This window comes from Streptomyces sp. NBC_01304, from assembly GCF_035975855.1.
Taxonomy (GTDB): domain Bacteria; phylum Actinomycetota; class Actinomycetes; order Streptomycetales; family Streptomycetaceae; genus Streptomyces.
Genome location: NZ_CP109055.1, coordinates 9,286,791 through 9,298,931, shown reverse-complemented (window position 1 = coordinate 9,298,931; position 12,141 = coordinate 9,286,791). Strand labels below are relative to the sequence as shown.

Genomic DNA, 12,141 nt, shown 5'->3' with positions numbered 1-12,141 from the left:
GAACACGGGCGGGGCTCGTCAGCTGACGAGCCCCGCCCGTGTTCCTCTCAACCCACCCGTCAGGGGCCGTCAGGCCCCTGAATCCGGGGTATGTGGCGAAGCCACACCCCGGACACCGCGCGCTACCCAGGCGCGCGGTCGTTCATCAGCGGCAGCCCATCTCACTGCGAGGTCGAGTCCGAGCGCCGGTCAGAACCATCGACGGCAGCATCGCCGACATCGAGATCCCAGGGACAGGCCGCGACGAGGGATCCTTCGGAATCGACCTCGATCAGGCCGAGCATGAGGCCCAGTTCGCGGAGTTCATCGGTGCTCCGAACACGGGTGGTGAGGTTCGCTCGGGCCGCGGCGGAGAGTTCCATGGCTTGCTTTCGGTGCTCTTGGAGCAGGGGTTCGGGGAGCATGGTGGACATGGCTGTTCTCCCTTACTGGGGGGGGTGAGGACGCGGAGGGCGTAGAAGAACCGGGATTCAGCCCCGGATGCACAGCCGGGTGGAGAGGGCGCGGGCTGGTGACGCGACCGACGGCGTGACGATGCGAGGAATTGAACGCACCGTCGCTCAGGGCGAATTGGACGCCAAGCAGGTGGTCCTGAGCCGGGAGCGCTCGGCGCGGGGCTGATGACGGGGGCTGGGGCTAGGTTCGGTCGGGGATGATTCGTACGGTGCGGCGGGAGTCGGTGGCGCGGCCTCGAGGTCCGTTGGTGTGGGGCTTCACGCGGACGAGGACGGGTGTGCATTCGCCGCCCGCTTCGATGATCGCCCGGTGTTGGTGTGGGTTGGGGCAGCGGTTCTGCCATCGCTCGCCAACCTCCCAACGGAGTGTGTCCTCCTTCCACTTGGCTCCAGTGCTGTCGGTGGCGGTCGGGTGGGGCGAGGTGGCGGGAGTGTGGGCGGGCTCGTGGATGATGCGGATGGCCCGCTTGGGTGGGGTGGGGGTGGCGCCTTTGTTCTGGCGGCCGCGCGGTGGTGTGTTGTGGTCGGGGGTAGTGAGGTTGGGGACGTGCACCAGGTGCTCGCCGGCGTCGTCTGCGGTGTCCGGGGCGGGGGTGGGCGGTCGCAGGTCCCAGAAGGCGAGGAGGAGCGCCAAGACGGCTGCTGGGTCGGGGGCGCCGAACGGGGCGGGGTTGCTGTGTCTGCTGAGGATGTGTTGGTGGAGCGTGACGACGCTGTTGGGGCAGTAGAGGGTGCGGGGCAGTTTGGTGGTGGCGGCAAGGAGTGGTGGCAGGCGGGTGGGGATCAGTTGGGTGGTGGTGACGGTCTCGATGTCGAGGGTGAGGTCCCTGCCGGAGCCGGTCATGTGCCAGGCGAGGCCGTAGAGGGGGTGCAGGTCGTCAAGTTGGATGGGGGTGGGGAAGTAGACGAGTCCGTCCGGGACGAGGGCGGTGGCTTCGAGATTGGTGGCGTGGATGGGGGCGCCGGACAGGAAGGGATGGTTGATGAGGCGCTGGCCCATGCTGTGGGGGGCGACCAGGGTCTCGGGGGTGCGGTAGGCAGCGGCGTTGCGGGCGCAGAGGTTGAGGAAGTAGGGGATGCGGGCCTCGGTGAGGTCCTGGGATGAGGTCGTGTTGTACATGGTTTGCAGGAGGTCCATGCCGCGTGGCAGTTTGCGGACGGGTTTGCCCCAGATCTCGGCGAGTTGGGCGCGCATCCGTTCCGCGTGAAGTGCGCAGACTTCGTCGCTGGGTGGCGGGGCGGGTATCGGGGGCTGTGTGGTGGTGCGAGTCATCAGGGCTCCATGGGGGTTACAACCGAAGCCCCTGTGCTGGGCGGGGCCGGTGGGGTGTTGGCGGGGGTGCCGGAACCGTGGAGCACCTTGAGGTAAGGCGTGCAACAACCGGTGGGAGAGGATGGGTTGTTGCCGCGTGGGGTGGGGGGGTATGGGTACAACCCGCCCGGGTGGACGGCTCTGTGGGTGCAGCCGCCTCTGGACACCCCTACGGCCACTCAGGCAGCAGCTCTTCCTCGGGCTCTGGCTCCGCTATGCGTTTGACTTCGATTGAGAAGCACTTCGGCCTCCCGCCGCACAGGTCAATGGACGCCTCTGGTTTCAGCTCATCCACCTGCGACTCGATCCATTGTTTGACCGACTCGACGTGATGGACTCGACAGTCGCCGTGCGTACGGCAGCGCACGCTGATCGGGTCCAGCGCGCACGAGCCGGTTCCGAATTCCTCCATGCCGGAGATCACGACTCCGGGATGGTCGGTCAGGAACGAGACGACATATCCCGCGACGCCGTCCGGCCACTCGAACTCAGCCTTCTCAGCACTGAGTTGTCGGCTTGTGGCTATCCCTTTGACCGTGCGCCACTGTTCCCACGTGGTGGTGACGCTGAACATCCCAGCCTCCTTCAGGAATCGAGTAGATCGCGAAGATGCACCGGGCATGGCTCAGTGCACTCGTGATGCCGCTCTCAGCATTCGTGGCCGCTCGCGTGGCTTTTCCGAAGGCCGTCGGCGGTTTGGATGAGGGAGCTACGGCCCTCCCCCTTGACATGAAAGAAGGAGAGGGCCGCCCTCAGTCGTCCGACGGCGATGCCGAGGCTGTGCCGCCGGTCTGAGCGGCGAGCAGACAGTCCTCGATCCAGGAACGCACCGCCTTACGAGCCGGCCGCGCGCCCTGGGAGTCCACGTAGGTGGCCTCCTCGATGGCGCGCAGTTCGTCTTCGGGCATCGACACGGGCAGTGCCTGGGCCAGCCGCGGCTTGGCCTCGGTGATCCGTTCACGCTGCCGCTCGTAGTCGGCGGCCATGATCTGCCGGTAGGCCGGCCTGTCGATGGGGTTGAATCCCACGACCAGTGAGAACCGGCCCAGCAGCTCGGCGTCGAAGAACTGCTCCAGTGCCTTGTTGAGGCTCTGGTTCGAGATGGTCCTCGGGTTGTTGCCGAAGCCGATCATCTTGCCGTCGAGCGAATTACGGGCGGCGTTGGTCGTGCAGATGACCAGGGCCTTGGAGAAGTCCAGCATCCTGCCATGGGAGTCGCGGATGTAGCCTTCGTCGAACGCCGAGAGGAACAGGCGCTGCACGGCCTTGTCGGCCTTCTCGAACTCGTCGAGCAGGACAACCCGGTGAGGGTTGGACTCCAGCGTGTCGAACGGGAGCTCCTGGTTGGAGTCCGATCCGATGTAGCCGGGAGGTGCGCCGATGATCCTCGACGTCGACGATTCGCTGTGGAATTCGGTCATGTTGAGGATGATCGGCTCGGTGCCGGTCGTCTCTTCGGCGATGATCTTGACCGCTTCGGTCTTGCCCACGCCCGATGCCCCGGCGAACAGCCACGTCGTGGGTGTCTTCGTCGGGAACAAGTCGAGCTCCTCACGGGCCAGGCGGTCCGTGAGCGTGGTGAGCACGTCGTCCTGGCCCTGCAGGCGGCTGGTGAGCGTGGCGCTCAGCGCGGCGACGTCGAGGTCCTTGCGCTGGGCGTTTCCGGTCATCAGGCGCTTGGCCACATCGAGCACACGGGTGCTCGTCAGCGGCACCTGCGGGATGGACCGCAAGGTCTGCGCGAGTGCCGTGTCGCCGGCGTTCTCGGCCTGGACGATGAGCTTCTTCTGCTCCAGGACCCGGTCAGCCATCGCGCGGTCGAGCAGGGTGATGGCGTTGTCCGGCCGGTGCTGGCCGGCCCGGGAGTTTGCTTCGGCGATCTGCACCACCGAGGCCAGAACGTCGTCGGAGACCCCGATCTGGTGACGGTAGTGCGCCATCAGGCCGGGGCGGACCGTGGTCATCACGGCCAGCGTCTGTTCCTCACTCAGCTCGTCGACGATGAGCCGGGTGAAGCGGCGGGCGAAGGCCGGGTCCTCGTCGAAGGCCCGAGACTCGGTGCTGGTGGTCGCGCCGATGACGGACATGTCACCGCGGGCAAGGGCCGGCTTGAGGATCTGCGAGATCTTGCGGCCGACTGCGTCGCCATGGCTGCCGGACCCTCCGGTGATCTGGTGGATCTCGTCCATGAACAGGATGGCCTTGTTCTTGGGATCCGAGGCGAACTCGACGATCGCCTTGACCTTCTCCTCCAACGAACCGACGACGCCGGTCCCGGCGATGATGTTGGTGATGGGCAGCTCGTAGATCGTATGGTCCTTGAGCTGGTCCGGGATGAGGGCGTCACCGAGCGCGATGCGCCGCGCGATGTCCTCGACGATCTTCGTCTTGCCGACGCCGGCGGAACCGACCAACAGAGCGTTGGGCTTGGTCTTGCTGATGACCACCGAGAGGACCTGCCCGATGAGCGTGTCACGGAACATGGTCGGATCGGCGTTCTTGAACTTCTCGTTGTAGTCGACGAGGAGCTCCTTGACGTCGTCGGCGCTGCCACCGCTGGACGGCAGTCCCACGGACGGCACCTGCGGAGGGAAGCTGCCGCCACCGCCGTTGCCCTTGTCGTCGTCGGAGCCGCCGGGTGTGAAGTTGCTGAGACCCACCGGGTCCTCCTTCGGTGCGGGTCGCTCGGCGTGGTGGCGCGCTCGGTGGATGCGCCACGGTGTCCCCGAGCAGGGATATGAATGGGTGAGAGGGAAAACCAGGGGTCGTAAGGAGCGGCGCCGCGCAACCAACACCCCTGGCTGACACCGCTCTTGGCGGTTCTTGGCGGCAGCGGGATCAGACGACCATGCCGAGAAGCCTCTGCCGGATACTCGGGTCGATGTGCTTCATCGAGTCGGCGTAGCGCTTGGCCAGGTCCACCATGGTCGGCCAGTCCATGGCGGAGCACGGCGCGTAGTACAGGTTCTTCGGGTGGTCCTGACGCTTGGACGGCGGCGACCACTCGAAGTCGGTGATCATGAGGGAGAGCCTGCGCTGGCGCACCGGGCTGGCGTTGATGTACTGCCAGATCTGCATGTACTCGGTTCCGCCCGCGACTTTCGGGATCCTGCGGAACTCCTTCCAGATCTGAGCCGTCGACTTGTTCTCCGTACGCAGCATCACCTCCTGGGACAGGAGGTGGCTGAACGAGTTGAAGTACAGGTTGATGTTGAGCTTCTTGGCGATCCGGATGAGCATCATGACCGCCTCCTGGTAGTTCTCCTCGGAGATCGAACCGGAGGTGTCGATGTAGATGTGCAGGTCGGGCATGTACTGCACCGAGGTGATCCGGCCGGGCTTGTTGAAGTCGTCCGGGTTGCGGCGGTTGGCCTTGAGGAAGGTCGCCATCGTCGTGCGGAAGATATTCTGCGACTTGTTGACCTTGCCCATCCGGCGCAGCACACGGGTGATGTCCCTGAACAGGTCGAGCTTGCTCGGCGGCTGCTTGCGGAACGCCACCTGGGCGCTGCGGCTGCCAGGCTGGCCCGGTTGCTGCCTGGCTCCCAGGGCGGCGGCCCGGGCGGCGGCCCGTGGCAGCGACGTGAGCTTGGACAGCGACGTGTTCGAGACGACCTTCACCGGCGAAGCCAGCGACTGGTTGATGAGGTTCCACTCCCCCGTGATCTTCGCCGCGGTGGCTCGGGCGTGGGCCTCGACGTTGACCAGGACGAGGGCGCGCGGGCAGAACAGCTCCCCGGCCGTGAACGGCAGAACGCCGGTGTCCAGTGCGGTGTTTTGCTGGCCAGCCTGGGCCCGCCGCTGCTCGACGTAGTTCATGAGCATGTGCACGAGCACGCGGGCGAAGGAGTGCTCATCGTTGGCGTCAGCGTCGTCCTTGCGGACCAGCAGCGACTCGGTGAGGCCCTTGAGGGACAGGGCCGTGAAGTCATTGAGCAGCTTGGTGGTGGCCGCCGGCAAGGCACTGGCTATCGCCTGCGTCTGCTGGGACAGCCAGATCTTGAAGTCGTCGAAGGCGGCGGAGGACTGGAACCAGAACCCGAGAGTGTCGGGGTGGAAGGTGTAGGCGATCGAGGCGAAGAAGGCGCTCTCGTCACCGGTCCCGGCCAGCAGAGCCTTTGCGGCCGGGAGGACATCAGCCTGCGCGGTGTAGAGCACCCGCGGGGAGGGCGCGGGCATCTTGTTCTGCTGTCCGGCCTGGACGGCGAAGAGCTCGGCGACCGGCAGCGGTGTGCCCTGGTCGAAGTTGACCAGGGTCTGCCCGAGCAGCTCCTTGACGGTCTGCTCGCTGGCCGCGTTCAGCGTGTCGCCAAGGCAGCTCAGGACCAGATCCGGGATGTCCCCCGTCAGATCAGCGCCCTGGGCGTCGGTGATGCCCGCCGGGGTGTTGCGGTTCAACGGCTCCAGCAACGGGTCGATGAGGGTCTGCTGGATCGCCGGCATCGGGTCGTAATCACCGGTGCACGAGATGGTGTGCAGTGCGTCGAGTACGGCCGGCTTCTGGTTCGTGACGGTGATCGTCATGGATCGTGGTCTCCTTCTGAGGACAAGGCGTCGGCAAAGCGCCGCCGGTGGCGGGGAGTTGCAGCAAGGACTGCACTGCGGCAGTCCCCCACCACCGGTGAGCGAGCGATCAGAGGAAGGCCGAGAGGACCGGCTTGACATGGTTGACGATCGGAGTGTCGTTCCCCATGAAGGCCTCCAGGTTCTGACGGTCGATCTGCTGGCTGGTCACCATTTCGATGAGCGTGCGGGTGTGCCCCGGCTCGATCTGGGTCACGGCATGGGCCAGCTGCTCGATGAGGCGCGCGTTGTCCTGGCTCTCCTTGAGCGCGTACAGCAGCGACCCGGACTTCTCGTTGTCGGTCAGCGTCGCGACGACCGCGGCCATGTCGGTCACGGTCGCTGCGGCCTTCAGGCTCTGGTAGCAGTTCGGCTTCGGGACGTTCACGCGGTTCTGCGGTACGCCGCCGGCGTTGCTCGCCAGGTCCTGGGCGATGGTGGCCACGAGCTGCGTGGTGAACATGGTGTCGCCGACGTAGGCCTCGATGGCCTCGTTCAGCAGCGAGGTCTCGCGGTCACCGATCTGGATCGGGGTGGCCAGGTACTGCGCCAGCTGCTGCGGGTCGGCCGCGTTGAGCCACTTCGACAGGTTGTCGATGGTGCGCGGCGTGGTGAGCTGGTTCATTTCCTCGCCGCCGTCGAACAGATCGGCCATCGTGACGTTGCCGTTGTCATCGTCGTCCTGGCCGTCGGCCACGATGGCCTCAGGCGTCGACTTCTGGAAGATCAGTCCGGGGTACTGCGTGAGCACCGTCTTCACCCAGGGGTTCATGTTGTCGCCGAGGACGGACATGAGGGTGGCGGCGTCGGGCTCGACGTGGAAGATCGCGAAGCGGGACAGGCTCGCCTCGTCGAGCGAGGTGACGTTGCCCTTGTCGTTACCGGCCACGACGATACGGACGTTCTTGGGCAGCTCGACGTATCCCATGCGGCGCAGCGTGACCAGGGTCAGCGCGCCGGAGGTGACGTCGGAGGTGGTGCGGTTGATCTCGTCGAGGAAGAGGATCGGCCACTCACGCGGGTTCTTCTCGGCGTAGTCGATGCACTCCTGGATCACCTGGTGCGGGTAGAAGACCTGCTTGTAGCTCTGCGTGCCGTCGTCCTTGGTGTACGGCACCAGACGCGCGCCGGTGAGGTCGGCCTTGTCGGCGAGCTGGTTGCACGGCAGCGTGAAAGCCTGCGTGCCCATGGAGTAAGCCAGGTCCTCGACGAAACTGGACTTGCCGATGCCGGGTTCGCCCATGAGAGCGGGCGTCGCACCGACCTCGAGTGACTGCTTGATCAGGGTCGTCAGGGTGTCGTTGAACTTCATGTCGATGTCTTTCTGTCCGCGGGTGAGGAAGAGAGAAGGCGAAGGGACGCCAAAGGACGGCGCCGCGGCTCTTGGCGCCGCCGAGGCTGGATAGGCCGTGAACGGTCCTATGGCGCGGGCCGCGCCGTCAGAGCCCGGCGGAGACCCGCACTCCCGCCACGGGTGGCAATGGAGCCCCGCTGCCCATCGCCACCCGATCGCGCTCCGCGCGATCCAGCACTGCCCCCCGCCTGCTGTCGGCCCCGCCGCAGCACACATCACCCGCCCCACCCGCCGCCGGAAGCATCGGATGAACCAGGGGCAGATGCGACAGCGCACGGAGCGTCAGTTGTCCGACGAGGAACGGGCCTCTCGGTCGGCCACGAGTGCGGCCGCCCGGTCGAGGAGGAAGGGCCGGCCGTTGCGCCGTTCGCTGTGCTTGGGGCGCGCGGGGATGACGTCGAGCGCCGCCTTGTAGAGCAACCACGCGGCATCGCCCGGCGAGTACTCGACACCGAGAGCGCTGTAGGCGCGCAGTTGCGTCCGCATCCAGCCGTAGAGCGACGCGAGAAGCGAGAACTCCCAGCGGGACATGTCGTGGTTGAAGTCTCCGGGATCCCGGAGCTGACGGCGCGCACTGGCCAGGGTCTGCTCGACGATGGCCTGCGAGTACGGGATGTCGGGCATGTCCTCGGCGGTGTCGACAGCTGATGCTGAAGCGCCGGAGCTCTCGCGGGCGTTCACGGCCAGCTGCGCGTAGAGATCCTCGATGGAGGCGAAGGCCGGTGCGTCAGTTGCTGCGGTGAGGTGAGCGGCGATGCGATCGGGCACCGGCTGGCGCGTGAACGTCGACCAGTGGTCCAGGAGCAGCTCGTACCAGCCGTGTTCCTCACGCAGGACGCGCTTGCCGGCGGCCACGGGGAAGTCATGGAAGTTCTCCGGCAGCGGCATGACGAGATGAAAGCCCCGGCCGGACATCGACAGCTCCGAGTAGAGGATGCCCGGCAGCCGCAGCAGGTCCGTGGCCACAACCGGCGGGCAGTCGGCCTCAATGTCGAGGACGAGCAGACCGTCAGTCTGGGCTTGCAGATAAAAGGCGGTGTTCGCGGCGTTCGGAATCGCCACAGTGAGTTCGTCGAGGGTGAGCAGGCAAGTCTCGTCCAGAGCGAAGGCCCCGCGCAGCGGGCCGGCGTGCTGGCAACTGGAGGTGCAGCCGGCGAGCAGGTGCCGTACGTCGATCGGGGCCTTTCGCTTCTGCGGCTTGGCGGGATCGCCGGGGGCCTCTTCCCCGATCTGTCCGGAGATGGTCCACCGACAGGCACTGGCGAGAGTGCGGATCGCGCGGTTTCCGTAGAACTGTGAGAACCAGGCATGGGGGTCGGCTGGAGTCATCTTGGGACACACGCTTTCGATCAGAGGCGTCAGGAGAGGAGAGAAAGACAGGACCCCCGTACCGCACGGATGCGAGTACGGGGGTCTCATCGATGGCCAGCATGGATCAGCTTTGGTAGGTGATCCCCGCCTGCTGGGCCGAACCGGAGCCGTTCCAGGGGCCGGTGGCCATGGGAGAGCCGACGGCCGAACCGGCGTCCTTGAGAGAGGCGTTCTCGGCCTCCAGGCGCGCGAGCTTCTGCTCCAGGGGCTCCTGCTGGGCAGGATCCGGAGCAGCAGCGGCGACGGGCGCAGCCATGGCGCTCGCCGGGTCCTGAGCCTGCGCGGCCACGGCCGCAGGTGCGGATGCCGGCTGCGGGGCCGGGAAAGACAAGCCCTCCTCCACCTCGGTCGCCACCGCAACCCCGGCGGCCGGGGCAGCACTGGCAAGAGCGGCCTGAACGGGGCGCGGAGTGCCGTTCAGCACGATGCCACGCGCAGCCAGCTCAGCCTGGTCGACGCCGCCGGCGTTGTAGTAGCGCGGCGCCTCGTGAACGATTACCTGCTCGAGGGCCAGGCCGCGGTTGTTGAAGTTCTTCGGCTTGTAGGTGCGCAGCACGAGCGTGACGTCGAGGCCCTGCGCCAGCTCCCGGCCGGACTCGTCCTGGTCGTAGGTGCCGTCGCCCTTCGAAGAAGGGATCGCGATGACCGGCAGGGTGCTGCCCTTGGAGTCGATGGAGTAGTTGGACCCGGTTTCCGGCCGCTTCGGGGAGTCGTAGCAGCGCTCGGAGACGAACTTCTCTTCGAGGGTGGGGTTGTCCGGATCAGCGAACTGGACCTCGGCGTGAATGATCGTCGCAGTGGTGTGCGGCTTGCCGATGGGGTTCATGCCGTTCTGCGTCTTGCGCTGGTCACTCGCAACGAGCTCCGCGCCCTCGATGAGGCGGGCGAGGACGGCGAAGCCAAGCTTCCCGCGGATGAAGACGTTCTTGCCCTCAGTGATGTGGCTGGCGGAGACGGAGTAGTTGGCCATGGTGATGCGATTCCTTCGTTCGGTCTGACGGTCTGACTGTCGGGGGTTCGGGGGTTCGGGGGCGCATTGGCGGGCTATCGAGTGGCATTCAGACTGCGATTCGATCCCTTATATTATCAACTTAAACTCAGCTATGAGTAGAATGTCCGCGCCGTACCTGAATGGCAGTACGCGTTATTCAAAGAGGAGCTGGAGCAGGGATGACGGCTACGGTTCAGGGGAGGGCGGGGATGGCATGGAAGCCGTCGGCGCAGATGAGAGCATCTGCCGGGAGTCATGCCGGCCCGATGGGCTTCGGCAATGGACCCGTCATCACCGCTTGCGTCATGGCCGGCGGAGCGGTGCGCTTCGCCGGATGGGGCCTGGCGGAGCTCGCGACGTCCGACGGCGGCTTCATCCAGGCGCTGCAGGGCAATCACGCCCCGGTCGAGGCACCAGGGAATCCCGGCGAACAGAACGCCGGAGGCGGCAGCGCCCAGCAGCCGCGCGAGGGCGGCACGGGGAAGCTGGACAAGAGCAGGGCGAGTCAGGATCCGGCGTCCGGTCGCGGCGACGCGGACAAGACCAGCGGATCGGGTGCATCGGCCGAGGCGAAGCCCTACACCATCAAGCCAGGCGATACGCTCACCGCGATCTCGGGGACGACGGGGGTGCCGATCGGCATTCTGGCCGAGACGAACAAGATCCAGAATCCGGATCTCATCTATGCAGAGGCGTCGCTGCTCATCCCGCCGGTATGACGACCCAACAGGGCGGTACTGCCGCGTGCCGAGCCTGGTTCGATGCTCTGATCACTACGAGGCGGTCAGAGCATCGTCTTCTTTTCAGGCGTGGTCTCGCCGCAGTGGACACCGGCGCGGCCACTGCGGAACTTGACCGTGAGGTCACCATGCTCAGCGGTTGGCTCATAGTTGCCGTTCCGGGAAGTCGGTAGACGGTGTCGAGGACGAGCCGCGTGGCCTCGTAAGGTTCACCGCGAGGTGTCACCCGGGACCGGCGTGAGCCGGTCCACGACATGTCTCCCCGTACAGCACTCGGCCTGGGGCGACGCCCGGATCATCTGTGCTGATCCCCCCTGGTGGCGGAAAAGGCAGCGCAGCAACAGCGTCAGAGATCGGACGACCCCGTCGGCCAGGCTGCCGACGGGGTCGTCTGTTGTACGCGGCCGTGGTCTATCATGCCGCATCAGTGTCACCGGACTCACCCCGGCCAAACAGGAATCCGCGGACGTCACCGTTCTTCATCATGTCCTGCAGATGCGCCAGGAACACCGCGCGCTGCGTGGCCCGGCGATCGGCCAAGGGGTCGTACTCACGGAGCACATTCAGGTTGACGACCCAGCCGTTCTCACGGGAGATGGACTGCTCAAGCTGAGAGTGCGGAACGACGTCCATGTCAGTGAAGTCATGGTCGAACTCGGGCGCGATGTCGAGGTGTTGATGCGGCTCGTCGGTGTAGAGCGTGTCGACACCGACCCGCTGGCCAGCCTTGTCGAATGCCACGAGGAACACACGGTCTGCCCTGGTGGTGTTGTCGACGTGGACCGCTGCAACGTTCGCGTCACCGATGAAGCTCGTCTGCTCGAACCGTTCGTACACGCGGGCACGAGCCTCATGGCACCACATGATGCGCCTGGCTTCATTGAAACCTTTGAACTCGTCAGAGTTGGACGCTTCGGGGTGGGGGTGGATCATCGGTGCGCTCCTTCATATGCGGTGGCTCCAACCACCTTCCAGCGCCCGCCTCCTGGTGCGTGCAGCGGTTCACCGCCGCGGGCTTTGTCGGCTTCTCCGTGGGCAGTTTCGGCCTGAGCCTCAGACGAGGGTGAAGCCGACTCGTCCGGAGGCGAGAACGAGGACGTCCACCGGCGTCGCGGGTGCGCTCATCGGTCACACCGGGACTGCTCTTCATTGCATATGTGATTCACCCTCATGTTCCTCCGCGACTCAAGTGACCATAGTTTTCACTGGTGTTGGCGAGAATATCCAGCGTCCGGCAGTTCCGAACGGGTGACAGATGCACAAATGCTGACAGCAAATCTGTGACGGATGCACATCAAGGCGGATGTGTCCGTGTCCCGATGCACACCCGTGTGGCGCAGGCCCATCCCGGCAAC

At 65.9% G+C, this 12,141-nt stretch carries 10 protein-coding genes; 1 reads left to right on the top strand and 9 read right to left on the bottom strand.

Going from position 1 to position 12,141, the window contains the following annotated elements:
* Positions 1 to 161: 161 nt before the first annotated feature.
* The 8 genes from OG430_RS41520 to OG430_RS41485 form a co-directional block, all read right to left on the bottom strand.
* Complete coding sequence (locus OG430_RS41520) at positions 162 to 413, bottom strand: hypothetical protein (RefSeq protein ID WP_327357846.1); 252 nt, start codon at positions 411 to 413, stop codon at positions 162 to 164.
* Positions 414 to 636: 223 nt separating this feature from the next.
* Positions 637 to 1,728, bottom strand: a complete 1,092-nt coding sequence (locus OG430_RS41515) for a hypothetical protein (RefSeq protein WP_327357845.1) — start codon at positions 1,726 to 1,728, stop codon at positions 637 to 639.
* A 208-nt stretch (positions 1,729 to 1,936) separates the two neighbouring features.
* Complete coding sequence (locus tag OG430_RS41510) at positions 1,937 to 2,341, bottom strand: hypothetical protein (protein ID WP_327357844.1); 405 nt, start codon at positions 2,339 to 2,341, stop codon at positions 1,937 to 1,939.
* A gap of 178 nt (positions 2,342 to 2,519) precedes the next feature.
* Positions 2,520 to 4,427: an AAA family ATPase gene (locus OG430_RS41505; protein WP_327357843.1), complete on the bottom strand. Its 1,908-nt coding sequence runs from the start codon at positions 4,425 to 4,427 to the stop codon at positions 2,520 to 2,522.
* 178 nt (positions 4,428 to 4,605) lie between these two features.
* Positions 4,606 to 6,291: a hypothetical protein gene (locus OG430_RS41500; RefSeq protein ID WP_327357842.1), complete on the bottom strand. Its 1,686-nt coding sequence runs from the start codon at positions 6,289 to 6,291 to the stop codon at positions 4,606 to 4,608.
* 109 nt (positions 6,292 to 6,400) lie between these two features.
* Positions 6,401 to 7,642 carry a MoxR family ATPase gene (locus OG430_RS41495; RefSeq protein ID WP_327357841.1) on the bottom strand — a complete coding sequence of 414 codons (1,242 nt, stop codon included), beginning with the start codon at positions 7,640 to 7,642 and terminating at the stop codon, positions 6,401 to 6,403.
* A gap of 324 nt (positions 7,643 to 7,966) precedes the next feature.
* Positions 7,967 to 9,013 (bottom strand): hypothetical protein, encoded by a 1,047-nt coding sequence (locus tag OG430_RS41490; RefSeq protein ID WP_327357840.1) that lies wholly within the window; start codon positions 9,011 to 9,013, stop codon positions 7,967 to 7,969.
* Positions 9,014 to 9,119: 106 nt separating this feature from the next.
* Complete coding sequence (locus OG430_RS41485) at positions 9,120 to 10,025, bottom strand: hypothetical protein (RefSeq protein ID WP_327357839.1); 906 nt, start codon at positions 10,023 to 10,025, stop codon at positions 9,120 to 9,122.
* A 230-nt stretch (positions 10,026 to 10,255) separates the two neighbouring features.
* Here OG430_RS41485 and OG430_RS41480 point away from each other — a divergent pair, with 230 nt between their 5' ends.
* Positions 10,256 to 10,765 (top strand): LysM peptidoglycan-binding domain-containing protein, encoded by a 510-nt coding sequence (locus OG430_RS41480; protein ID WP_327357838.1) that lies wholly within the window; start codon positions 10,256 to 10,258, stop codon positions 10,763 to 10,765.
* A 435-nt stretch (positions 10,766 to 11,200) separates the two neighbouring features.
* Here the strand turns inward: OG430_RS41480 and OG430_RS41475 are convergent, their stop codons facing one another.
* On the bottom strand, positions 11,201 to 11,719 hold the full coding sequence (locus tag OG430_RS41475; protein ID WP_327357837.1) for a hypothetical protein: 519 nt from the start codon (positions 11,717 to 11,719) through the stop codon (positions 11,201 to 11,203).
* Positions 11,720 to 12,141: the final 422 nt, after the last annotated feature.

Excerpts from the sequence above, each read along its gene's own strand:
- OG430_RS41520 (WP_327357846.1), bottom strand. The coding sequence starts at position 413 with ATGTCCACCATGCTCCCCGAACCCCTGCTCCAAGAGCACCGAAAGCAA.
- OG430_RS41515 (WP_327357845.1), bottom strand. The coding sequence starts at position 1,728 with ATGACTCGCACCACCACACAGCCCCCGATACCCGCCCCGCCACCCAGC.
- OG430_RS41510 (WP_327357844.1), bottom strand. The coding sequence starts at position 2,341 with ATGTTCAGCGTCACCACCACGTGGGAACAGTGGCGCACGGTCAAAGGG.
- OG430_RS41500 (WP_327357842.1), bottom strand. The coding sequence starts at position 6,291 with ATGACGATCACCGTCACGAACCAGAAGCCGGCCGTACTCGACGCACTG.
- OG430_RS41495 (WP_327357841.1), bottom strand. The coding sequence starts at position 7,642 with ATGAAGTTCAACGACACCCTGACGACCCTGATCAAGCAGTCACTCGAG.
- OG430_RS41490 (WP_327357840.1), bottom strand. The coding sequence starts at position 9,013 with ATGACTCCAGCCGACCCCCATGCCTGGTTCTCACAGTTCTACGGAAAC.
- OG430_RS41485 (WP_327357839.1), bottom strand. The coding sequence starts at position 10,025 with ATGGCCAACTACTCCGTCTCCGCCAGCCACATCACTGAGGGCAAGAAC.
- OG430_RS41480 (WP_327357838.1), top strand. The coding sequence starts at position 10,256 with ATGGCATGGAAGCCGTCGGCGCAGATGAGAGCATCTGCCGGGAGTCAT.
- OG430_RS41475 (WP_327357837.1), bottom strand. The coding sequence starts at position 11,719 with ATGATCCACCCCCACCCCGAAGCGTCCAACTCTGACGAGTTCAAAGGT.